The sequence below is a fragment of the Paraburkholderia sp. CHISQ3 genome, assembly GCF_030464945.1.
In the GTDB taxonomy this organism is placed as follows: Bacteria; Pseudomonadota; Gammaproteobacteria; order Burkholderiales; family Burkholderiaceae; genus Paraburkholderia; species Paraburkholderia megapolitana.
The window spans coordinates 135,321-158,142 of record NZ_JALPRG010000001.1 but is presented as its reverse complement, the minus strand read 5'-3'; the positions used below and the strand labels follow the sequence as shown (position 1 = coordinate 158,142).

The 22,822-nt window shown below is 54.3% G+C and carries 18 protein-coding genes; 9 read left to right on the top strand and 9 right to left on the bottom strand.

Annotated elements, in window-relative coordinates; all coding sequences use genetic code 11:
- Nucleotides 1-4: 4 nt before the first annotated feature.
- The 6 genes from rfbA (at nucleotide 5) to M0D65_RS00695 (ending at nucleotide 4,892) form a co-directional block, all read left to right on the top strand.
- Nucleotides 5-886: a glucose-1-phosphate thymidylyltransferase RfbA gene (gene rfbA / locus M0D65_RS00720; protein ID WP_266250366.1), complete on the top strand. Its 882-nt coding sequence runs from the start codon at nucleotides 5-7 to the stop codon at nucleotides 884-886.
- Nucleotides 883-1,434, top strand: a complete 552-nt coding sequence (gene rfbC / locus M0D65_RS00715; RefSeq protein ID WP_266250364.1) for a dTDP-4-dehydrorhamnose 3,5-epimerase — start codon at nucleotides 883-885, stop codon at nucleotides 1,432-1,434. Before rfbA ends, rfbC begins: the two co-directional genes overlap by 4 nt.
- Nucleotides 1,427-2,344, top strand: coding sequence for a dTDP-4-dehydrorhamnose reductase (gene rfbD / locus M0D65_RS00710; RefSeq protein WP_266250363.1), 918 nt, complete (start codon nucleotides 1,427-1,429; stop codon nucleotides 2,342-2,344). Before rfbC ends, rfbD begins: the two co-directional genes overlap by 8 nt.
- 59 nt (nucleotides 2,345-2,403) lie before the next feature.
- Nucleotides 2,404-2,991: a GDP-mannose pyrophosphatase gene (locus M0D65_RS00705; RefSeq protein WP_308076521.1), complete on the top strand. Its 588-nt coding sequence runs from the start codon at nucleotides 2,404-2,406 to the stop codon at nucleotides 2,989-2,991.
- Between the two features lie 398 nt (nucleotides 2,992-3,389).
- On the top strand, nucleotides 3,390-4,178 hold the full coding sequence (locus M0D65_RS00700; RefSeq protein ID WP_091010672.1) for an ABC transporter permease: 789 nt from the start codon (nucleotides 3,390-3,392) through the stop codon (nucleotides 4,176-4,178).
- Between the two features lie 12 nt (nucleotides 4,179-4,190).
- Entirely contained in the window at nucleotides 4,191-4,892 is a 702-nt protein-coding gene (locus M0D65_RS00695) for an ABC transporter ATP-binding protein (protein ID WP_091010674.1), read from the top strand.
- Nucleotides 4,893-5,157: 265 nt separating this feature from the next.
- On the opposite strand, the gene M0D65_RS00690 is transcribed toward M0D65_RS00695, so the two are convergent.
- Nucleotides 5,158-6,189 carry an acyltransferase gene (locus M0D65_RS00690; RefSeq protein WP_266250359.1) on the bottom strand — a complete coding sequence of 344 codons (1,032 nt, stop codon included), beginning with the start codon at nucleotides 6,187-6,189 and terminating at the stop codon, nucleotides 5,158-5,160.
- 651 nt (nucleotides 6,190-6,840) lie between these two features.
- Here M0D65_RS00690 and M0D65_RS00685 point away from each other — a divergent pair.
- The 3 genes from M0D65_RS00685 (at nucleotide 6,841) to M0D65_RS00675 (ending at nucleotide 10,848) form a co-directional block, all read left to right on the top strand.
- Nucleotides 6,841-7,950, top strand: a complete 1,110-nt coding sequence (locus tag M0D65_RS00685) for a beta-propeller fold lactonase family protein (protein ID WP_266250357.1) — start codon at nucleotides 6,841-6,843, stop codon at nucleotides 7,948-7,950.
- Nucleotides 7,951-8,380: 430 nt separating this feature from the next.
- Nucleotides 8,381-9,472, top strand: coding sequence for an acyltransferase (locus tag M0D65_RS00680; RefSeq protein WP_266250355.1), 1,092 nt, complete (start codon nucleotides 8,381-8,383; stop codon nucleotides 9,470-9,472).
- A 668-nt stretch (nucleotides 9,473-10,140) separates the two neighbouring features.
- Nucleotides 10,141-10,848, top strand: coding sequence for a class I SAM-dependent methyltransferase (locus tag M0D65_RS00675; RefSeq protein ID WP_266250354.1), 708 nt, complete (start codon nucleotides 10,141-10,143; stop codon nucleotides 10,846-10,848).
- Nucleotides 10,849-11,024: 176 nt separating this feature from the next.
- Here M0D65_RS00675 and M0D65_RS00670 read toward each other — a convergent pair whose 3' ends face one another.
- The 8 genes from M0D65_RS00670 to rfbH form a co-directional block, all read right to left on the bottom strand.
- Nucleotides 11,025-12,689, bottom strand: coding sequence for a Stf0 family sulfotransferase (locus tag M0D65_RS00670; RefSeq protein WP_266250352.1), 1,665 nt, complete (start codon nucleotides 12,687-12,689; stop codon nucleotides 11,025-11,027).
- A 488-nt stretch (nucleotides 12,690-13,177) separates the two neighbouring features.
- The gene (locus M0D65_RS00665) at nucleotides 13,178-14,662 is read right to left on the bottom strand and encodes a hypothetical protein (protein WP_266250351.1); all 1,485 of its coding nucleotides are present in this window, start codon (nucleotides 14,660-14,662) and stop codon (nucleotides 13,178-13,180) included.
- Nucleotides 14,663-14,696: 34 nt separating this feature from the next.
- On the bottom strand, nucleotides 14,697-16,445 hold the full coding sequence (locus M0D65_RS00660) for a thiamine pyrophosphate-binding protein (RefSeq protein WP_091010685.1): 1,749 nt from the start codon (nucleotides 16,443-16,445) through the stop codon (nucleotides 14,697-14,699).
- A 9-nt stretch (nucleotides 16,446-16,454) separates the two neighbouring features.
- Nucleotides 16,455-18,356, bottom strand: coding sequence for an N-acetylneuraminate synthase family protein (locus tag M0D65_RS00655; protein ID WP_091010686.1), 1,902 nt, complete (start codon nucleotides 18,354-18,356; stop codon nucleotides 16,455-16,457).
- Nucleotides 18,353-19,720 carry a CBS domain-containing protein gene (locus M0D65_RS00650; protein WP_091010689.1) on the bottom strand — a complete coding sequence of 456 codons (1,368 nt, stop codon included), beginning with the start codon at nucleotides 19,718-19,720 and terminating at the stop codon, nucleotides 18,353-18,355. Before M0D65_RS00650 ends, M0D65_RS00655 begins: the two co-directional genes overlap by 4 nt.
- A complete protein-coding gene (locus tag M0D65_RS00645) occupies nucleotides 19,720-20,409 on the bottom strand; it encodes a sugar phosphate nucleotidyltransferase (protein WP_266250348.1) in 690 nt (229 codons plus the stop codon). Before M0D65_RS00645 ends, M0D65_RS00650 begins: the two co-directional genes overlap by 1 nt.
- Nucleotides 20,406-21,476 carry an NAD(P)-dependent oxidoreductase gene (locus M0D65_RS00640; RefSeq protein WP_266250347.1) on the bottom strand — a complete coding sequence of 357 codons (1,071 nt, stop codon included), beginning with the start codon at nucleotides 21,474-21,476 and terminating at the stop codon, nucleotides 20,406-20,408. The genes M0D65_RS00645 and M0D65_RS00640 overlap by 4 nt, the downstream gene beginning before the upstream one ends.
- A 2-nt stretch (nucleotides 21,477-21,478) precedes the next feature.
- Nucleotides 21,479-22,822 carry a lipopolysaccharide biosynthesis protein RfbH gene (rfbH, locus tag M0D65_RS00635; RefSeq protein ID WP_266250345.1) on the bottom strand — a complete coding sequence of 448 codons (1,344 nt, stop codon included), beginning with the start codon at nucleotides 22,820-22,822 and terminating at the stop codon, nucleotides 21,479-21,481.

Below are 22,822 nucleotides of genomic sequence, written 5' to 3'. Positions count from 1 at the left end.
AGTCATGGCACGTAAGGGCATCATTCTCGCGGGTGGATCGGGCACGCGGCTCTATCCGATTACGCATGTCGTCTCGAAGCAGCTGTTACCGGTGTACGACAAGCCGATGATCTACTATCCGCTGTCGACGCTGATGCTCGCGGGCATTCGTGACGTACTCGTTATTTCCACGCCCGACGATACGCCGCGCTTCCAGGCGATGCTTGGCGATGGAGCGCAATGGGGGATGAACCTGCAATATGCGGTGCAGCCCTCTCCAGATGGGCTTGCGCAGGCATTCATCATTGGGCGCGAGTTCATCGGTGCCGATCCGTCCGCGCTGATACTCGGCGACAACATTTTTCACGGCCATGATCTGGCGCGACAGCTCGCAGCTGCCAGTGCTACGCATGACTGCGCGACAGTCTTTGCATACCATGTCAACGACCCCGAACGTTACGGCGTCGTGGAGTTCGACGATCAATTCCGTGCGCTTTCCATTGAAGAGAAACCCGCGCGGCCGCGCTCGAACTATGCGGTGACGGGGCTCTATTTCTACGACAACGATGTTTGCGATATTGCCGCAGATATCAAACCTTCTCCGCGCGGAGAGCTCGAGATTACCGATGTCAATTCACGGTACCTGAGTGCGGGCAAGTTACGTGTCGAGATGATGGGACGCGGCTATGCGTGGCTTGATACTGGAACGCACGATTCGTTGATCGAGGCTGCAACGTTCATTGCAACCTTGCAGAAACGGCAGGGGTTGGTAGTGGCGTGTCCGGAAGAGATCGCATACCGGCATCGGTGGATCGACGCGGCGCAGGTGGAGCGGCTCGCAGCACCGCTTGCCAAGAATGGCTATGGCAAATATCTCATCAAGCTGCTTTCGGAACCCATTGCATGAAGATCATTGTTACCCCAACGTTGTTACCCGAAGTCAAGCTCATCGAGCCCAAAGTCTTTGGGGATGCGCGTGGCTTCTTTTTCGAAAGTTTCAACGCGCGGGAGTTTGCCGAAGGCGTCGGTGAACAGGTGGACTTCGTGCAAGACAATCATTCGCTATCGACACAGAACGTACTGCGAGGATTGCATTATCAGGTTGAACGACCGCAAGGAAAGCTCGTGCGAGTGGTGGCTGGCGAGGTGTTCGATGTCGCGGTCGACATCAGGGCAAGTTCGCCAAACTTCGGCAAATGGACCGGTGTGCGACTAAGCGCCGAGAACAAGCGACAGCTGTGGATTCCAGCAGGATTTGCGCACGGGTTCCTCGTATTGTCCGAGCGCGCGGAATTCCTCTATAAGACGACGGACTACTGGCTCCCGGAGTACGAGCGCTGCCTCGTGTGGAATGACGCGCAGGTAGGTATCGAATGGCCCATCGACGGTGAGCCGGTGTTAGCGGCAAAAGACGCAGCGGGTAAGACGCTTGCAGAAGCCGAACACTATGCTTGAAGAGGCGACGTCGATGCGTGAGGAACGGGTTATCTTGCTCACAGGCTCGACGGGCCAGGTTGGCTTTGAACTGGTCCGTAGCTTGCAGGGATTGGGGAAAGTCGTTGTGACTGGCCGAAACAGCCTGAATCTTGCTGATACAGCGCAGATTCGCGACACCGTGCGGACACTCAAGCCGGTGTTGATCGTGAACCCCGCGGCGTACACTGAAGTCGACAAAGCTGAGGCCGACGTGGTGTCGGCAACGCAGCTTAATGTCGATGCCCCCCGCGTGCTGGCTGAGGAAGCAAAGCGCCTGGGCGCCGCGCTTGTGCATTATTCGACTGACTACGTTTTCGATGGAACGAAGACCACGGCCTATGTCGAACAGGACGAGACGAATCCGCAGAACGTTTATGGACGCACCAAGCGCGCGGGCGAACAGGCGATCATCGAGTCCGGCTGCGCGCATCTGATCTTTCGCACCAGTTGGGTGTATGGGACGCGCGGCAAGAACTTTCTGCTAACCATGCTGCGCCTCGGCGCGCAGCGTAGCGAGTTGAGCGTGGTGGACGATCAGTATGGTGCTCCGACGTGGGCTAACACCATCGCCGCGCTGACTTCGAACGTGCTTGCACAGGCGGTAAGAGGCAGTGCAGCGGATTGGGATAACTGGTGGTCGTCATACTCGGGCATCTATCACCTGACAGCATCGGGCGAGACAAGTTGGCATCAGTTCGCGCAGGCCATTTTCGAACTGTCCGATCTGGCGACGAAACCGCTAGTCAAACCGATTCCTGCCGCTTCCTATCCCACGGCAGCCGTAAGGCCGGCCAATTCCCGCCTTTCGAACGACAAGCTCGCCGACGTATTCGGAGTTCGCGCGCCGGATTGGCACGACGCGTTGCGCCTTTGCATGGCAGCGCGGTGACGCTTGAGCAGGTGCGCGAAGGCGCGTCACCTATTCAAAACTGATGCAGGAGTATGAAGATGCCGGGTCGCGAGCGTGTTCGTGTGATAGCACGAGAGACATTGTCGAGTGAACGACGGCGGTTGGAAAAGCTGACTTTCGAATACGATCGCAGCGACGGCAGCACGCAGCAGCTCACCAACGAGATCTACCACGTAGACGATGGAGCCGCAGGGCTGCTCTATGACGTTGAGCGTCGTACCGTTGTGCTTGTGCGGCAGTTCCGTTTGCCCGCGTACCTGCAAGGGGCGAGTGGATTCACGCTCGAAGCGGCAGCTGGTTTTCTCGACGGTGTTTCGCCGGAAGAGCGTGTGCACGAGGAGATCATGGAGGAGGCCGGGTATCGCGTGGCTTCGGCGAAGAAGGTGTTCGAGGCGTTGATGGTGCCGGGTTGTCTGACCCACACGGTGCATTGTTTCGTTGCACCGTATACGCCAGCGGACAGGATTGCAGCGGGTGGCGGACTACTGGAAGAGGGCGAAGATATTTCCGTGATCGAACTATCAATCGACGATGCGCTGACGATGATCGAGAGCGGTGAGATTGTTGATGCCAAGACGATCATGTTGTTGCAGTACGCGCAGCTGCGTCTTTTTGGCAAGCCTTGATTGTGCGGTCATCCGGTCGGAAGCATCGATTGCACGGGCTGATTTTGCTCGCGCTCGCGCTGGCAGATTTTGCGTAGTAGCTACACGAACGTCCCGGTCGGGGTCAACCCCGACGCGTTGACAATGCCATATATGTGCGGGATACTCCCCGGGCGATAAATTTGGGATGCATTTTCTTTCAGAATGCCTCCGCTTCAAACCTTTGGGTCAGTTCGTAGAAGTAGCAGTAGCGGGCTTGCTGCGCCCGCAGCAACGAACGACAAGCGAAGGAGCGCAGTCGCCAACTGCAGCAGGTCAGGGCGGGCGGCACGTCAATGCGTGGCACACGCCATGCTCTGTTTGCTCCATTCAAAGTTGAACAACACAGCCTGACAGGCTGATCTTTCGAGTTCTCGAGTGTGAAGTATTTGATCGCGTTAAATGACGTCCGTGATGGTATCCGTAGCCGCGAACTGTGGCTCGCCCTTGGCATGCAGGACATTCGCCAGCGCTATCGCCGCTCGATGCTGGGGCCGTTCTGGCTGACCATTAGCATGGGCGTCATGATCGGCGCTATGGGGCCGTTGTACGGAGCGCTGTTCGGATATAGCGCTGCGGTCTTCATTCCCCACCTTGCGCTTGGGTTGATCTTTTGGGGTTTCATTGCTGGGCAGATCAGCGACTTCGGAGAGGCGTTCTCGAATTCGACGAATTATCTGCGGCAAATGAAGCTGCCGCTTTCCATGTTCGTGCTTCGGGTGATGTGTCGACACTCGATCATCCTTGCGCACAATATTCTCGTCTTTGTCGTGGTCTGGGCAATTTTGCCGGTCCATCTGAATGCGAACCTGCTGGTTCTGCCATTCGCGGTACTTCTTGTGCTGGCCAATATCTTCTGGATCGGCGTCATCACCAGTATCTTTTGTACGCGGTACCGCGACATGCAACCGGTGATCGGTAACCTGGTGCAGGTTATGTTCTTCGTCACACCGATTATCTGGAGGGCGGAACAGCTCTCCCCCGCGCGGCAACACCTGATTCACCTCAATCCGTTCTTCTATCTTCTGGAACTCTTGCGGGAGCCGTTGCTTGGCATGATGCCGGCGCCTGCAATCTGGCTTCGCGCCGCGGGGATGGCAGTGGTTGGAATTGCGGTGGCGCTGTATATGCTCGGCAAGCTCCGGCATCGCGTTACATATTGGCTTTGACGGAGCGTTCGAATGCATATTTCTCTTGAGAACGTGACCGTACGGTTTCCCATTTACGATGCGAAGCAGCGATCGTTCAAGCGTGCGGTGATGGCGGCCGCGACGGGCGGTCAATTTGTTGGCAAGTCTGGGCACACCGTCGTAGAGGCGCTGCACGATATCAATCTGGAGATTGCCGAGGGCGATCGGATAGCGTTGCTTGGCGATAACGGGGCGGGCAAAACGACCTTGCTGCGTGTGCTAGCAGGGGTGTACCACCCTGATGAAGGTTCCGTTCGCGTGCAGGGCCGCGTGACCAGTTTGCTGGATTCGATGCTGGGTATGGATCTCGAGTCCACCGGCTACGAAAACATGTATCTGCGCGGACTCTTCCTTGGTCTCAAGGCTAAGCAGATTGCAGCGCTAGCGGACGAGATTGCGGAGTTTAGCGAGCTTGGCGATTTTCTGAATGTGCCGGTGCGCACGTATTCGTCCGGGATGACGCTGCGTCTGGCGTTTTCGATTTCTACGATCATCAAGCCCGAAGTCTTGCTGATGGATGAGTGGATGAGCGTCGGTGATGAACACTTTAAGCACAAGGCGGAGCAACGTCTTGAGCAGTTCATTAGCGATGCTGGAATCCTCGTGATTGCGACGCATGATTCTGGGTTGGCGGATCGCCTTGCGACTCGGCGCGTTACGATGGCGCATGGAAGGATTGCTGCGGTTGAGTGATGCTGGGTTGCCTTGGTTGCGGCGAATGCACTCATGTTTTGCAGATTACGCTTGGTGAATCATGTGATTTCCAGTATCAGGCGGACGATCAGCGTGACGATGCCGGCCCACATGGTGCGCGCTACGTCCTTCAGCCGCTGCCATTGCTTGCTATGTGAGTCCGCCGCGTCACCTGTGCGGCGGATATCTAAACCGGGTTGAACCGCATCCCTCGGCCGCCCATACAATTCTTAAGACCTGCCGCATTCAATTAATTTCAGGATCCTCATACGGTTCCTGTCCTGCCCGAAGAGACTTCTGATCTGCTGCCAGAAATGAGATGCCTCAATTGTGGCTCTATCTTATTCATTAAAACTGATCCAACATAATAAGAAATCGATACAATTAAAACGATGGAGATGATCAAAACGTTCCCGTTTCGAATCGATGCTTCCGAAGACAACCAGTAGAGAAGAGGCGGATGTAGCAGGTACAAGGGATATGACATATCACCGAGCCATTTTATACATTTATTTATTTTATCGTTCTTGATGTGAATTTCACTCGATAGATAAACAATCGCAGCTGTAGCTGCAACTGTGACCGATGCGAGTGGCAGATGATCACCCATATCGAACATTATTACTGGCAGAATCAGCATGAGCGCGAAATTGATTTTCGTCGGCGCTCTGTAAAATGAAAATCCCGTCATCCATGCCCATGCAAGGAGGAGGAAATCCAGGCCAAGCGGCATATGTGAATCACCGACCAAATAGCCCTTTGATCTCATATAAATCATCAAAGCGGCGAAAGACAATCCGATCAGAACTGATGTCCATTTGACGCTGTATCGAATTAGTACTATGGCGAGCATGTAGCACCACCACTCGACAGAGAGCGACCAGACAGCGCCGTCACCGCTTACCGACTGAGTGAGCGTCCCCTGCATCATAAAGATATTGCTGAGGATTGTTTGCCAGTTGCTTAGTACTATCACTTGACCTAGAGGAAGGTGCAGCGGATGTGGCAGCAGGACAATTGTTGAAAATAAAAGCGCAACGATGTAAGTCGGATATATGCGTCGCACTCGGCGCCAGAAATAGCCGCTGGGTTTCGATATAAGGCTCGCGGCGATGCTATATCCACTGATCATGAAGAATCCGAATACTGCGGGGTATCCGGTATTCCCTACATGCCTCCACAAGAAATACCCCGGGGCTACGATACCAGAGTGCGTTATAACGACGCACAAGGCTAGTATAAAACGTAGTCCTGCGAGTACTGTCCACTGTGAGTTGGGCCTATTTTGCGGTATCAATTGCGTCCTCGTAAAATTTCACGAACCTTCCAAGATGTAGATCGATTCATCGAACCGTAGCACGAAACTTGTTCCACGCGAACCCTCATCTCGTACGGACCGTGTCACCTGTCGAGCGGTTGTCGCTATGTAAAGAATCGAACCTGGCGGTGCGCGGCGTAGCCTTGCTCGCGGTCACGGGGATTCTGTCCGTGTAGTTCGCGGACTGCCACTTCCGTCAAATCCGGGTATTTCTGGAACGACGAGGTGACGCATAAGCCAGGACCGGACATACAGTTGCGGTATCTTGGGGTTCACCACATCCCACTGGCGTGGCAACGCAGGCGCGTGGCCACGTGCGTTAAGGGCCGCAGTGGCATGAGTTGGCTTTTTGTGGATTTCAACCAGTGCACTTCGGAGTTGAGTCTTATGCGACTTGAGTTTGAGCTTGAGTCGATTCGAGATATGCTGAACGTTGCCCCTTATGTTACAACGCTGCGGATTGCTTTGGGGATCCCTGCCACGGCGACGCCAGTAGCGCTGCGTCAGCAAAAAAGAGTAACCGTATACGCGTCGTGTCGCGGTTACGGCTAATCGGGTGTAGCCGAATTTCGAGTATTTGCCAGAGCCCAAGCGACTGGCGTCCCTGTCCCTTTTGTGGGTGCTGATAAAATGTCTAAATATCCGGTTCTCGCGGTCGTTACAGCTTTTTCTTTGGTTCTCGCCGCGTGCAACGGCGAAGTCAATTCGGCGCATTCAATTAAGGGGAAATTCGTCTATACGGCGGCTTCGTTTGGAAACATTTACGGGTATGCAGTCAATACGACGACAGGATCCTTGGCGCCTCTCGGTGTAAGTGGGGTTGCGGAAAGCTTTCCGAGCACGATCACGTTTAATCCGGCCGGAACGGTGGCATACGTCCTCGTACCCCAAAATAATGCAGTGACTACATTCGGCATCAATGGCACGACCGGGGTACTAACCCCGTTGACTAGCGGTCTAGTCAACACAGGTAACTATCCTAGCGGCGTAGCGGTTGCTCCGTCGGGGAAATTCGCCTATGTGACCAATCGCGATAGCAACGACGTGTGGGGCTATTCGATTAATGCCGGCACCGGCGCGCTTACCCTCCTGGCAGGTGGCACGGTTGCGACAGGGAGCGCGCCATACGGCCTCGCGATCGATCCCACCGGTCGATTCGTTTATGTCACGAACAATAACGACGGGACTGTCTCGGCTTATGCGATCAACGCAGGCACAGGGGCGCTGACTCCCGTGCCGGGAAGTCCGTTCGTGTCTGTAAATAATCCGGGTGCAATCACGGTTAACCCCGCTGGCACGGTCGTTTATGCGGCAAGTACCACGACGATCGTCTATCCCGGTACCAACAACGGAGGTATCTCCGCTTGGTCGATCGACCAGACAACCGGGGCACTCACCCCAATTGGAACGGTCGGAAAGGGTGTCGGCTACAGCAGCATCGCGGTCAATGCTGCTGGAACATTCGTATACGTCGGAAGCGTCAACTTCGATGGCCAAATCATTACGTGCGCCGTTGATTCGGCGAGCGGCGCGCTTACCCCCATTGCTGGTGATTCGGTGCAGGCGGACGCGAGCTACTCGATTACGTCGATCTCCACATCGGGGCCTTTGATGTACGTTGGGGTCGGCTACAAAGTGGCCGGCTACACCATAAACACGAGTACTGGTGCCCTGACGGCAGTTCCCGGGAGTCCCTTTACGCAAAACTCGTCGTCACTCGTGGCAGCCGTGACGCCGTGAGCGATGGTTCGTCAGTACGGGCTACGAGTCACACTCGTCAAGTTCAGGCTAGGGCGGTAACGAGAATAGAAGACTTTCGCCCTAAGCGGTGCCGGCCTTATAATGCCAACTTGCTTGGCTTTACGTTTGTACCATTTGCGGAACATGGTTCGGCTCGCAGGCTGGGTCTGTTTATTGCTGCTATTCTCACACCGTCGGCGAGATACGTGCTCAACTAGTCGATATCTTGCGGCGGCGACACGTCGCGCCTGACTGCCAATCGAATAGTTAGCTGCCTTGGTACGCCACATTCGTGCAGAAAATTATCCAAAGCCTGTTGAAAAGATCGCTCTGATAAAGACTGCAGATTGTTTGACTGAAAATCAGTGTCTCGCGCGAAGGTTAACAGTTGATATTAAGTGAGTTAAAATGAAAGCTGGCGAAAATTTATATGAGTAGAGGCTATAAGAATTTGCCCTCACTTACTGGGGGGCGTGGAGTTGCAGCGCTACTCGTTGCCGTTCACCACGGTTGCTTGACTTGGGGGGGGCTACTAGTGCCCATCGGCAACGTCGGTTGGCTCGGGGTCACGTATTTTTTTATATTATCGGGTTTCGTCCTGACATGGGCATTTTCTCCCGATAGATCCTATCGAGAGTTTATTTTATATCGTATTGCGCGAATCTATCCTCTACATCTGGTTACTTTGTTGGTTTCACTCGCATTCTTTGCAATATTTGGCCATGCATTGGGTGGTTATATAGGAACTCGAGTCGGTACGGTCACTCAATTTTTCCTGATTCATGATTTTGTGCCAGGGCATCCCGAAATAAGGCAGTCATGGAACGGAGTCTCGTGGTCACTGAGTGCAGAGTTTTTCTTTTACTTATTGGCCCCATGGTTCATATCGAGACTGAATCGCCTGGAAGAGACAAATCTTATTAGAATTGGACAGGTGCTATATTTCTTGCATTTAGTGATTGGAGTGGCTGCGAGTAGTTTTCAGTTTCCACAGATTTCAGATTTTATGCAGTATCATCCCATTGCATACATGCCGACTTTCATTTATGGAATCATCGCGGCTATATTTATTCAGAGAGGATACGAATTTTCGCCTAGCGTTGGAACAAAACTGATGCTGTTTGTCCCAATCTTCTTCTATGTTTACCATAACGAAGTACGTAATGCCATTGTTATGATTGATTTGTGTACACCCGCATTTCTGGCAATCATCATTGGAGGGGCGACAGATGATTTGAAGGGGAAGCGGACGATTTTGAGTCATGGTCTGATAGAAAAAATTGGAGAAGCGTCCTTTTCGCTATATATGACGCATGCATTGCTTTTAGGTGTTATGGCTGCAATATTCCAAAAATTCGGAATAGAATCGCATTCGTCGTTAAAAATATTGCTTTTCTTGATTTGTAGCCTGCTGTTATCACGATTGGTCTTTCTCTGGGTGGAGCTTCCATCACGTAAATGGTTTCTGGCCGCAGTTGGCCTAGGTCGCTCCAAGAAACAGGTACTCTACGGTGCGAAATGAATTTCTGCACGAACGACAGGGAACAAGAGAAGAATCGCCACATCACAAGTAATCCAGAAAACTCCTTCGGTTAAATCGGATTTTGCTGGATATTACTCCAGATACCTGTCTCTCGGTGCTTATCTTTGCAGAGTTCGGCAGATCATCGGATATTCCATTTGAATCCATTTCAGGCGAACGCGGATCGACCGCATGACTGGCTACCAGAGCAGTCTTGCGGCAGTGCGGTTTATGCACGACTGTAACTATCACCATCCCCCGCGCCAAGAGTTTGATCTAGAGAGCGAAAGAGACTTTCCTTCTCGCTGGTGTCGATGAGCGGTCGAAACTTCGTTATGGCACGTCGATGCCGACTCACGGCTTCTGCCGTAGTCTCGAGGCGGGGAGATTTCTTTCATTCCCTAGATGTGCCGCTGCACCTCCACGCCCGATAGTCATTCCTCGCAGGGGAGAAATTCCGGTTGAGTTCACTTGAACTCAACCGCAATGCGATCAGCAGTACTGTGACAACAACATCGCCCGCCGCAGGAACAGTGCAGTGAACACCAAATGGAGGATCTGGCAAAGCGAAGCCTCGCAGAGCGGGCATTGAAGCCGTCGACGATACAGCGTAGAGTCGGACCCGACGACGAAGCTGCAAAAACTTACGATATGGAGACGATTTAGCAATGAACAATCCGTATGAGAAAGCGAACGGCACACACTCTATTGAAACTATTCGTCCGTACCAGGTACTTCTAATTCAGGATGTCTTTAGCGAGGAAGTAAAATTCTTTATGCCTCAGCCTCAGGCGTGGGGTTCGCTCAGCACCATTGAAGCGATGATGTTAGTTAAGCTGATGAGGATCGTGAATCCACAGAAGATATTTGAATTCGGTACGTATAAAGGTCTCACGACGAGATTGTTGCTTGAAAATCTAGCCGAAGCTGAAATCGATGGTGAACGGGTTTATACATTGGATTTGCCCGCTCTCGATGGTGTGATTTTTCAAGGCGACGATTTGGCGGTCGCGAGTCAGTCAATTGGTTACTCGAGAAAATATCTGACGTCGTCCAGGAAGCACTGGGTAAGACAATTGTTGCAGGACTCTATGACGCTTAACGGCGAAGATTACAGGAAACAATTTCAGTTTATCTTTGTCGATGCAAATCATGAACTGAGTTACGTCAGACGTGACACGGAAAATTCCGTAAAAATGTTGGCGGATTCCCCGAGTTGTCTGGTCTGGCACGACTATAGAAATCCCGATTTCCCGGAACTTACTCAGTACCTAGATGAATTATCAAAGGAAATAAAAATCTACCATATCGGCGACACAATGCTGGCGTTTCACTTGCTTGGGTATGAGGTACCTCCCAAGACGACGTTCAAATAAAAATGAGGAGCGACAATTCGGAGAATCGAACTGTCGCGTCTCGCAAGCTTCATGTGCGCTGCCTGTCTCTTTACCAGCGCCACCGGTAGTCGTACCGACAAACTGACCCGCCGAGCAGCGCATTGGGCGTGCTATCTGGCGGGGGATGTTCAGCCCGCCGACCGCAATCGATCCAATCAGATTCCTTCGATGACAGGCGGCAAAGATGACATCTGTTTCATGACGTAACGGTTGACGTCATCACACAATTTCTCTCTGTCGTCCGATATGAATAATATAGGAGAGCGCTCGGTTTTCAGGTTCAATAGCGAAAGATCTACTCCGTGAAGGACCGCGACATGTTGACCATTTACTTCGTGAATGTCATAGCCCCACAATTCGCCACCCCCACCGATCGCGAGAGCCTTGTAGTATAAATTCCGTGCCTTTGCTGTTGGCCGGAGGAAAAATTTCTCTTGATTAATACCATCCAGACTAGAACCGCTGATTCCTATGTGCTCGGCAATACTACGCCCGTGATCAATAGGATTGGAGATCAATTCCTCGTAGGAAATTTTATAAGGGGAGATTTCCCGTTCGATAAAGAAAGTCGAGAAGAATTTTTCGGCGCCAAGAAGAAAATTCACTTTCTCCAAAATGGCGATCCTGGATATATAGTGAAATTTCTCATCGTGCTGGGAGCCGGAGAAATTATGCCAGATTCCCGTCTCTATCGATATTTGATAAGAAATTGCCTGAGCAAGGACATCCTTTCTCCAAATATAGACGTGGCGCCAATCCCTAATAGTAGAGAAGAATTCTGGCTCATCCTGAAGGCGCTCCGATTCAATTTCGATTCCGAACACCCCGTTCTCAGAACGCATCCTCGAGACAAGAAAGTCTTCATATGAAGAGAAAACATCCGAAAACGCGAGAGAAAAGGTCCTTAGCACATCCGGAACAAAATACTCGCCTGGGAATCCGAGCTTACCACTGCTTGCTAGAACTTCCGTAAGCAATGTTGATCCGGAGCGAGGTATCATGAAAATACAATACTTCAGAGGAGCCTTCGAGGTATATTTTAGAACGCGTTGAACCAGTTCCTTAGGGGTGCTCTGAAATTGAGATTTAATATACTCAATCGGTAGCGTCCACTCTTTTTCGAACAATGAAACTCTCTCATCGATGTCGATTTTCGGCGGAGAGATGTCGAGAGGATGAAAAGGCGCTTTCGCGTAAAAATCCGCTATTTCGTTTGACCCGGGATCGGAAGCGCGATCGTCGCATCGGAGTTTAAGCTCCCCTGTTGCATCGTCGCATTTAATGATTGCATATTGGATGAAGCTTCGACATGAGGCGGATTGCCTTTCTCTATCAGCATTTACCGTGAAATCGATAAACCCCGTGGAGGTTAATTTTACAAATCCGGCATAGCGAGGAGCGCTGTTAATGTCCGATATAGAATCTTCCCAAAGACGTTTCCCATTCGCACAAACCGTGATGACGTACCCCCCTTCAAAAGTAGTAGGGGTGAACGTGGCAACCACGAAATAGGTACCCGGAGAGGGAATGAGGATTCGCGCAGCCATTGTCTCAAATGCATGAGAGACCAAAACTGTCCGATGAGGTGGAATCGGAACGAGTTCGTAGATGCTGGTTGCCGCCCCTAAATTGGTGGCCGCAAATCCCGTTCCATCTTGCGGACGACTTGCCAAATTTGGTGCATACCAGCGTTTAATTCCACCTTCGGTAAAAGTATATTTCCGAAGAGGAGAGAAAAAATAATCTCCAATTTTCTCCCCATACTGGGTCAGGAATGTATTCTGTGCACTCGGAAGCGGATTTACAGTTTGGTTTTCCATTTTGCTTCAGGGTAGATTTTTTAAATCAAGAAAAATCGACGTCCGGATAACAGCAACCTCGAGTAGTCGAATGCAGCTCTTGAGTTTTCCGCCAGAGCCACCACCAAAGTCATGCTATCAACTGCGCTCAGGCAGCTCCTTGAAGTATGCCTGATCCGGGATTGGGCCTGCAAAATCCCACGGAGAACCCTTCTGGTCTTGACGAGGCACGGGTCCGCCTGTCACCGTCCGGGCGCCGGAACGGCTAGCGGGTCCACCGCTGTGCGGGGCACCGCTTGAATCATTGAATGGGTCGAGCGTCGAACTTGCGCGATCGGTGGCGTAAAGAAGCGGCGAGCAGAGCCGTGAACTCAACGCTTTCGGGCGACTCGACTGCCGTTCTGCATGCGATTGAGCCCAAGATGGAGAAGAGTGCCGTCCTCTCTTCTCGCAGGTTGGAAAAATTTAAAGTGCCAACGAATCTCGGTTATGTGATTTTATACAGCGCGTCAGATCAATCGGGCTTTTAATCTGCTCTTCCACTTTCCAGGCAGAGCTGCTGCGATTTTGAATGCGATTCTGTGACGATAGAATCGTACAACCATCGATCTCGTTAGGTTTCTTAGAAAACCTTGTGGAGCTCCGGGCATGACATGCACCGGATATATATCGCCCAGGCGCTTCGTTATGTCAGTCAATTGATAGGTGTCAATTTCTTCCTGACTCAGAATTTCCCATGCTGGCCCAATCGCTGGGGCGTCGATAAGTTTATACGCAAGGAGAAAATTCTCGTTGTCTTTAACATCGGAAACCACATATCCACGAGGGTGCAATCGGATGAAACGATCACCCATTTGATTCACAACGAGTGAACCAAATCGCAGGGCCAGATTATCAACGCCGATCGCCTGGAATATGAGTTCCAGTTTATTGACAAACTCTTTTTCCTTTAAGGTCTCGCAGCCCAAATATAATTCGCGGAGCATTTCGTTGGCGATCGCTTTTTCTGGGCATGTTCGACATAGAAAATCATATGCCTCGTCAAATTCATCGGAGGTCATTTTCTCTTCTTTCTTAAACCAACCATACCGAATCTGAGCTACCAGGTGTGAGTATAGTTCGTCGACCTGACGACGCAGCAATGTCCCCTCGGAGCACATCGAGCGACGCACATCGGCGTGGTCGTATGCACCTCTGTCGATCAGAAAATTAAATTGCCTGATTAATCCAAATGTCCATGCGTAGAATCGATAGGTCTTCGCAAGGCTTGAGTATCGTCTCCACTCACTATCGTCACCGGTGTGATAAGCCTTACTCTCGATCTGGCTTAAGAACGTCGAGAAGTACTGCATCGTCTCGCCGTGGAGCGTCGCCAACGTGGTCGTCACATGTGAAAAGTGCGGGCCACAGTTGTCAATGAGATGCTTCCATATTGTCCGGTCCATGCGTTTGCGTTCGAAAATCCAGGTCCCCATGCCTGTCGCGATGAAGTTTATCCCGGTGCTCATCACGAACTGCTTGTACGGCATGAGCCCTTGATTCGCCAGCATGTGCGTGGACGGATGACTGTTGGTCTTCCCGTTCTGATCGATCCAGCTTGAATTGAAGTATGCCGCCGGAGCCGTGGGTTTTTCGAGCCAGCTTGCCAGTCGTCGGAGCCCTTCCGGCAGGAAAATTCGCTTGTCACCGACGAGCCAGATGAAGTCGCCTTCGGCATACGCGGACGCGGAATAGGCGGATTCTTCGGCCGTGAGTTCAAAACGCTCCGAACGCACGATTTTCAACGTCAGAAATCGTGCGCGGATAGTTTCAAGGCGGCTTTCAATACGAGAATAATCGATCGGAGATAGAGGATCAGGATTCAAAAAAACAACCACTTCCGCACGTTCCAGCATCGTGGGCGGTGCGTGGTTGATTAACGAATGCAGGCAGCGAAAAAGATTCTTCTCCTTTCCTGTTGTCGGAATAATCAAAGAAATCAACGGACTTCCCATTGCTGCCATCCTCTATATATATTTAGTATGACGCTTACCGCGCCCAGCTCACATCCGCGATATCCGTCGAATACGGCTTACCGTTCTCATCAAACTTCGTCATCACAGCCGGGCCGCGGTAACCGTCTTCTTCGACCGAGACATCGATCAGACGACGCGGAGCACCACTGTTCAGACTCGCCTCGAGTTGTTCCAGCGTGTCACATTTCTCATAAGGCAGACCTGCAAGCTTCGCCAGCAGATCGAATTGCAACTCGTACAGTCCAGACGCCTTGGACGCACCAAATTCCTTGTTGAACGCACGCGCTTGCGATTTCATGATCGATTGATAGCCGCGGTTGTTCAGCACGATCACGGTAAGCGGAAGGTCCGGATTCGCCGCAAGCGTGAACAACTCCTGCACGTTCAACAGCAACCCGCCGTCGCCTTCCAGGCACACCACGGGTTGCTTGAGCCCAGCCACCGCCCCAACTGCAGTCGGCAGCCCCAGGCCCATCGAACCGAGCACATGTCCGGCCCATGCAAAGCTCGCGCCTTCGGTCGGCTTGAAGAACCGCGCAATGCCTTCGATTGCATAGCCGGATGCGGTAGGCACCACATACTTGCCGACACGCGATCGGGACAACACGGTTGAGATTTGATACGTCGTCAGCCTGGGATTACCGAATGCCGCCAGTTCGTCTTGCTGATCTTGCGCCTGCAACGTTTCGCAATTCGACAGCCACTCTTTGACATTGACCGTCGGTGCGCGAGTCAACAGGGCATCCACGACACCCGCAACGTTCACATTAAAGAACGTGGTGTTCGTCATTCCCTCGTTCTTCGCGATTTCCTTTTCGTCCAGTTCCACGACGATACGCTTTGCGTTCTTGCCGTAGTTCTGCGGATTGAACGCAGTGGTCAGCAAGTCAAGGCGCGTACCGAGGAAGATCACCGCATCGGCCGATTGCATGATCTTGTTCGAATGCGTCGGCGCAAGGCCGCCGGCACAGCCGAAGTTCAGCTTGTGATCGTGCGCGAGCAGGTCGAAGCTTGCCCACGTGAACAGAGTCGGCACGCCGATCTTCTCAACCAGCTGCTTGATTGACGAACGGGAGATGCCAGCAATACGTAGCGCATTGCCGACCACCAGCACCGGTTGACGCGCGCCCTGCAATGCAGAAATGATGGCCGACACCGCCGCTTCCGGCACGTCGTGATCTTTGTGTACCGCGTCTGCGATCAGTGCGGCAATGTTCGCCAGTCGTGTTTCTGCATCGGGCACGGTCTCGGCTTGAACGTCGAGAGGGATGTCGATGAACACCGGTCCCTTACGACCCGAAACGGCCTGCGCCAGATTGGTCGCCAGCGTCGTGTCGTCGATCTCCGACGGCACGTAGCGGAACGCACACTTCGTGATCGGTTGCATCAGCTCGAGGTGGGGCGTTTCTTGCGCGCCACGGCTGCGTACACCGTGACCGTTGATGTCGGCGCGCTTCACCTGGCCCGCGAGCACGAACATCGGCACCGAGTCATAGTAGGCGGAAGCCACCGACGTGATGGTGTTCGTCACACCCGGACCCGATGTCACGATGGCCAGACCCGGCGTCACGTAGTCCTTTGCCTTCGCATAGCCGTCAGCCGCGGCGGCTACTGCCTGCTCGTGGTTGCAATAAATCACACGCAGGTCGGGCGCTGCATCGGCTGCGCGATTGATGTGCATCGCCATACCACCGGTCAGGCAAAACGCGGTATCGGTGCCCAGCTTCTGGATGTTGGCAAGAATAAATTCAGCGACGTTCATGATGGCGTTCTAGTTAAGCTTGGTAAGGAAATCCAGCGCGTGCCAGAATCCGGCACCATGGTCTTTGTGGCCCTGCCACACTTCGGGGATAAAGCTGACTGACGGATAAGCCGAAATCTTCTTCCATGTCTGCGGCCAGTTGACATCGCCGGTGCCGATCACCACACCCTCGCCGTTCACGCCAAGCGCGTCAGCGACGTGCAGGTGCACGCTATGGGGCAGCAGCTTCGCCAGGGCGTCCTGGAAGTCCAGGCCGAAATGACTGCAGGTCATCTGCAGGTGCGACAGGTCGGTACACAGGCGCAGGTTCAGTTCCTTGGCCTTTTGCGCCAGCTCATCCGGCATCATGAAGATGTTCTGATGGCGTTGGCCGCCGAAGTGCCACGGGAACGGCGCCATGTTCTGCGGCGTTAGCTCGGTCGAACCGAAATCGATCTTCGCACACGACTCGACGAAGCGGTCGTACAGTTCGGCGCGATGCGCGAGCGGGAAGGGCGCGTCCATCGAGAATCCACCCACGTTCGCAACGATCAGCGCGGAGTCGGCCGCCGGGAAGAAGCTGCGAATCTGTTCGGTGACTTCAACCACACGTTTGAGGTTGTCGATCGAGCGTTGGCGATAGGCCAGGTCGTCGGCGGTAAGGTCGAGCAACTCGCTGTTTTCGAACAGTTCGGGCGCGTGAACGACTAGGCGCTTGCAGTTGCTTTCCTTCAGGTACTTCGACGGTGTCAGCGACATGTCGCGATACGACAGGTGGAATTCCCAGAGGTCCGGATCGATCATGCTCACATACTGATCGAAGTCGTGATAACGAACCGGCACGCCCCAGTACCCTGGGAACTGATACGTGCGCTTGACCGTCTTCTGCGCAGTCAGATCGCCCTCATACAGGAAGTCGCCGATACGGATATCACGGTGCGCGACTTTGCCCAGCAACTCGGGCAACCGGTAAGGGGCCAACCCCTGGCCTGGGCTCGCCACGCGCAGGCTTTCTTCGGTGAACGTCTCACCGTGCTTGATTGCGCGAGCGGCAATGACGCTCTTGCTCAGATTTTCTCGGTTCAGCAGTTCACCCTGGCTCGCGAGACGTCCTGGGCCGGTCCAGGGCAATGCCTGTTCGACCTGCCGGATGCCATCCACCAGGAACTTGAATTCCGCGGGTTCGAGACTTGCCGCGTGATCGGGGCCTTCCATGCTGCGGTCGAGCGTGATGTGCCGTTCGACGACCTTCGCACCAAGTGCGACGGCCGCGATCGTCACAGCCACACCGCGCTCATGACCGGAATAGCCGATGACGCTGTGAATTTCCTGCAGACGCTTGATATAGCCGAGGTGAATATCGCCTTCCGGTGCGGGATAGGCGCTATTGCAGTGGAGCAGTACAAACGGCACGCCAAGGCTCTTGACGAGTTTCGCGGCTGCCTCGATCTCCGGCTCAAACGACATGCCGGTCGACAGGACCAGCGGCTTGCCCAGGCTGGCTGCCTTACGGATCAGGTAGGGGTTCGTCAGATCGGCCGATGCCAGCTTCAGCGCCGGCACGTCGAACTCCGCCAGAACATCGACGCTTGGCTCATCCCACGGTGTGCACATGTACGCGATATTCTTCTGCGTGCAATAGTCGCGCATCTCGCGGTGCTCGTCATTTGTCAGCTCGACCTTGTTCAGAAGGTCTTGAATGTACTCGACGCCGAGATCTTCCGAGCCTTCTTCGCCAGGTGCCGTCCGGTAGAGCGCGGCGCGGTTTCTGAGCTGGAATTTGACGCAATCCGCACCGGCTTCGATCGATGCGTCCACCAGTTTTTTCGCAAGCTCAACGCTGCCGTTATGATTGTTGCCAATCTCAGAGATCACGAACGTACGCGGACCCCCGACAGTGAACTCGCCAATCTTGAATGTCGATTCGTTCATGCTACTTTGGTTCTCCACGATGTAACGCCCTCTTGTTCGAAACGGATGGTGCTCAGCGTGCAGCCGTGCGCCTTGAGCGCTGCGCTGACCGCGGAGCGGAAGCGCGGTTGCACGTAGAACAGGAAGAAACCGCCACCCCCTGCGCCCAGTAATTTTCCGCCTGATGCACCCGCGTCCAGCGCGGCCTTGTAGATTGTATCCAGCGTGTTGCCGCTGATCGCACTAGATAGCCCGTGCTTGATCGTCCACGCCTCATGCAGACTGGTGCCGAAATCGTTGAGGTCGCCGCGAATCAGATGCTTGTGCATGCGCCGGCACAAATCCACCATGTCGAGCAGTTGCTGGCTACGATCGACATTGTTATTGAAGTCTTCGCGTTGCTGCTTATGAATCTTGCCTGAGTTGTGCTCGATACCGGTATTGCACAGCACCAGGCACTCTTCCAGTTCGTTGCTGGTCGCCGGCTCGAGGCGCAGCGAATGCACGAGATTGCGCTTGCCGTCGAACTCGATCAGGTTAAACCCGCCAAAGGCCGACGCATACTGATCCTGCCAGCCGCCGGAGATGGCGTAGCAAAGCCGCTCTGCCTGGAACGCCAGTTCGGCAATTTCGTAGGTGCTCCATTTGTCCAGTCGCAACTCGTTGAATGCCGCGACTACGCTTGTTGCCACGGCTGACGAGCCGCCGAGGCCGGAGCCCACCGGGAAGTCGGAGTGCACAAACAGGTCGAAGCCGAAGTCCGGACGGATGACCGAAACTACCGAGGACAGAAGTCCTTTGTCCGGGTTGTCCAGCAGAGCGCGCAGCGACGGATAGTGTTCATGCCGATCGATGTCATGAGAAATGACATTGATCTCGGGACCCGCGGAAGGGATCAATGTTGCGTGTGCATACAACGCGATCGACGCGTTCAGAACGACACCGCCGTTCTTCATGAAGTAATACGTGAGATCGGTTCCGCCGCCGGAGAAGCTGATGCGGACCGGCGCGCGGGCACGCGAGAGCACCGCCACCTCTTTCGCGGGCGGAAAGAAATCCGGGGTCGCGAACTCCACCAGCTTGCCGAGTTCATCAAGCAGAGGCACGGCGTTATAGCCAATGTCGAACAGCTTCAACAGTTCTTCGCGCGAGGTCCCGTGTGGCAGGGCGTGGAACTTGCGGTTCATGCACTCGTGAACCGGGGTCGACGTTTGTCCACCGCCCACCAGGAAACGTCGGATATCGCCATTGGTCAGGACGCCGACGAGGACGTTCTCGGCGTCGACCACGAGCGCAATTTGCGTCGGCCCACGTTCGATGGCGGCAATCGCGTCAACGACGGGTTGGTCGTGTTTGACAACAAGATCTTTGAAGTGGTCTTTCATTACAGTTTCCGCACACCGTGTTCACGAATGAGTTTCAAGCTGTCTGGCGTGCCAATATCCAGGAACGGTCCCTCGTACACCTGCGCTGTCAGGAGCTTTTGCGCGATCAGTGCAGGGATGATGACCTGTTCCATGGATAACGTCTCGACAGGGAAGTCGGACAGATTGCGCGTATGCAAACCGTAGACGCCGGCGCTGATCAGCCCCGGACCGGTCTTGCCTTTCTCGGTGATCGCCTGAACCTGACGGTCCTCGTTGAATTGCACAGCGCCATACCGTTCGCAATCGTCGATCGGGGTCACGACGATCGAAGGTGGCGCAGCCTCTGCAGCGGCACGATAGGCGGTGGCATCCAGATAAGTGTCCGCATTCAGCGCGATAAACGGGCCTTCATACCGAAGCTCGGACAGCGCGTACAAAATGGCGCCACCGGTTCCCATCGGGGACGGCTCGCGCACGATGGCAACTTTGCGCGCAGGGTCGGAGGGCAGGTTCGTCACCACCTCTTCGACCTGTTCGGACTGGTAATGGGTACAAAAAACGAGGTCATGAAGGCCGGCCTTGGCGAGCTGTTCGATGACAAAGGAAAGGAACGGGCGCCCGTCGATATCGGCCACCGCCTTCTGCGATGCGCCGATCACGCTACGCAGGCGAGTGCCTAGTCCTCCACACAGTATCAGCGCTTTCATGAGTTTTTCGAAGACCAAAGAGCAGTGTTGAGAATCGCCTGCGGTAATGCGGTCCAGACGTCGAGGCCGAGTTCGCTGCGCGCTTCGTCGATCGACGGAATGTATCGGTTGCCGGCGCCTGGACTGTTGCTGGCACCCTCGACAACGACTGTCTTGGCCGGCGCCAGCGTGGCAATCACCTGGTGTGCCAGCTCGGCGATCGTGACTTCATGATCGGAGCCCACGTTGTAGATGCCGCGATTGCGCCCGTTCAACAGCAGATGGTTTAGCCAGACCGCGAGATCGGCTGCGTAGAGATACGACCTGACGCCTTTGCCATCGCCGCGAATCACGATTTGATCCTGCGTCAGCGCGTCGCGAATGAAGTTGCCGATCGCAAAATGCCCGTCGAGAGGCAGACCCGCACCGACAAATGCGAAGCATCGGGCAATCACGACTTCACATGCGTTCTCATGCGCATGGATAGCACCGAGCAGTTCCATCACGCGCTTGCCTTCGCCATACGCACTGCCGATTTCCATCGTCGAAGGCGCATTTCTTGACGACTCGAGCAACCGCGGCGTGTCGACGGACTGCCCGCCATACGCGCCACCCGAACTTACCAGCAGCACGCGCTTTGCCCCGCACGCTTTAGCGCATGCAAGGATGCGCTCGGTGCCGCGCACGATCGAGTTCAGCAGGAGAGCCGGCGACCTGCCTGCGGCCGCCGACGTGTCGGTCGCTGCATGGATGACGTAATCGACGGATTGCTCGGGAAAAACGAAGTCCTGGATGTCGCCGACGATCCACTGCAACCATTCAGCGTCGGCGACCCACGGGTGTTTGCGCTTGAAGCTCTGCGGGTCGCGAGAGATGGCCAGCACACGGAACTGCATGTTGCGGGTCTTTCTCAGCCATTCGAATAGCGCAAGGATCCACGCACCAAAAAAGCCGGTCGCACCAGAGACGAGGATCGTCTTGCCGTCGATGTCGTGGCAATCGATATGCGCCGTCAGTCTTGCGAAGTCGGAACTTGCAATCTCAAAAAACTGGCGCTGCGATGCCTGCATCTCATTGGGCGACGTCATACTCAGAATCCGATGCCGAGATAATTTTCGATCTTCGTTGCAACGTACTCGAGGTGCTCGCTCGTCAATCCTGGGTAAATGCCGAGCCAGAACGTTTGATTCATGACGATGTCGCTGTTGGTCAGATCACCCACCACGCGATAATTCCGGCCGAGCATATACGGTTGACGCGTCAGGTTGCCCGCAAACAGAAGGCGGGTGCCGACCTTGTTCTGGTCGAGGTAAGTCAGCAACTCGAGGCGGCTAACAGGAGCATTGTCCTTCAGCGTGATCGGGAAACCGAACCAGGACGGATCGGAGTTCGGTGTGGCATGCGGCAGCAGCAGGAATTCTTCGCAGCTTGCGAGGCGCGCCTTCAGGAAATCGAAGTTGGTGCGGCGCTTTGCGATGAAGTCGTCGATCCGGTCGAGCTGTGAAAGCGCACACGCGGCCTGCATGTCGGTGATCTTCAGGTTGTAGCCGAGATGCGAATACGTGTATTTGTGGTCGTATCCTTCCGGCAGATTCCCGAGCTTCCAGCAGAAGCGCTTGTTACACGTGTTGTCCTTGCCCGGGGCGCAATAGCAGTCGCGACCCCAGTCGCGGAACGATTCCGCGATCATCTTCAGATCGGGGTCGTTCATGAACACTGCGCCGCCTTCGCCCATCGTGATGTGGTGCGCGGGGTAGAAGCTCAGTGTGCCGATGTCGCCGAATGTGCCGACCTTTTGCCCGTTGTACGTCGCGCCGAGCGCATCGCAGCAGTCTTCGATCAGCCACAGGTTGTGCCGCGTGCAGATGTCCTTGATCATGCCGAGGTTGTACGGATTACCCAGCGTATGGGCCAGCATGATGGCCTTGGTCTTGCTGGAAAGCGCGGCCTCGATCTTCGATGCATCGATGTTGTAGGTGCCGAGTTCGACGTCGACGAAGACCGGCACGGCGCCGAACTGCAGAATCGGATTGACCGTAGTCGGGAATCCCGCTGCCACGCCGATCACTTCGTCGCCCGGCAGAATGGCGCGCTCGCCGAGTTTCGGCGATGTCAGCGTGCTGAATGCAACCAGATTGGCAGAGGAGCCCGAATTGACGGTGATCAGATGATTGACGCCGAGATATTGGGCAAGGCGTTTTTCGAACTCGTCGTTAAAGCGCCCGGTTGTCAGCCAGCCGTCAAGCGACGCTTCCACCATGTTGCGCAATTCCGGTGCGCCTATGACCTTGCCCGACGGCGGAATGGTCGTCTGACCCGCTACGAAAGGTTTGTCTGCGTAGGCAAGCGCAGCATATTCGTCAACCAGTGCCGCGATCTTTCGGCGCAGTTCGGCTTGTGCCTGTTTGCCGGAGTCGATGATTTCGATAGCCAT

Bases quoted from the DNA above. Each gene is read 5' to 3' on its own strand.
- rfbH (WP_266250345.1), bottom strand. From the start codon at position 22,822: ATGGCTATCGAAATCATCGACTCCGGCAAACAGGCACAAGCCGAACTG.
- rfbC (WP_266250364.1), top strand. From the start codon at position 883: ATGAAGATCATTGTTACCCCAACGTTGTTACCCGAAGTCAAGCTCATC.
- M0D65_RS00655 (WP_091010686.1), bottom strand. From the start codon at position 18,356: ATGAACGAATCGACATTCAAGATTGGCGAGTTCACTGTCGGGGGTCCG.
- M0D65_RS00650 (WP_091010689.1), bottom strand. From the start codon at position 19,720: ATGAAAGACCACTTCAAAGATCTTGTTGTCAAACACGACCAACCCGTC.
- M0D65_RS00670 (WP_266250352.1), bottom strand. From the start codon at position 12,689: ATGGAAAACCAAACTGTAAATCCGCTTCCGAGTGCACAGAATACATTC.
- M0D65_RS00705 (WP_308076521.1), top strand. From the start codon at position 2,404: ATGCCGGGTCGCGAGCGTGTTCGTGTGATAGCACGAGAGACATTGTCG.
- M0D65_RS00660 (WP_091010685.1), bottom strand. From the start codon at position 16,445: ATGAACGTCGCTGAATTTATTCTTGCCAACATCCAGAAGCTGGGCACC.
- M0D65_RS00680 (WP_266250355.1), top strand. From the start codon at position 8,381: ATGAGTAGAGGCTATAAGAATTTGCCCTCACTTACTGGGGGGCGTGGA.
- M0D65_RS00695 (WP_091010674.1), top strand. From the start codon at position 4,191: ATGCATATTTCTCTTGAGAACGTGACCGTACGGTTTCCCATTTACGAT.
- M0D65_RS00685 (WP_266250357.1), top strand. From the start codon at position 6,841: ATGTCTAAATATCCGGTTCTCGCGGTCGTTACAGCTTTTTCTTTGGTT.
- M0D65_RS00645 (WP_266250348.1), bottom strand. From the start codon at position 20,409: ATGAAAGCGCTGATACTGTGTGGAGGACTAGGCACTCGCCTGCGTAGC.
- rfbD (WP_266250363.1), top strand. From the start codon at position 1,427: ATGCTTGAAGAGGCGACGTCGATGCGTGAGGAACGGGTTATCTTGCTC.
- M0D65_RS00675 (WP_266250354.1), top strand. From the start codon at position 10,141: ATGAACAATCCGTATGAGAAAGCGAACGGCACACACTCTATTGAAACT.
- M0D65_RS00640 (WP_266250347.1), bottom strand. From the start codon at position 21,476: ATGACGTCGCCCAATGAGATGCAGGCATCGCAGCGCCAGTTTTTTGAG.
- rfbA (WP_266250366.1), top strand. From the start codon at position 5: ATGGCACGTAAGGGCATCATTCTCGCGGGTGGATCGGGCACGCGGCTC.
- M0D65_RS00665 (WP_266250351.1), bottom strand. From the start codon at position 14,662: ATGGGAAGTCCGTTGATTTCTTTGATTATTCCGACAACAGGAAAGGAG.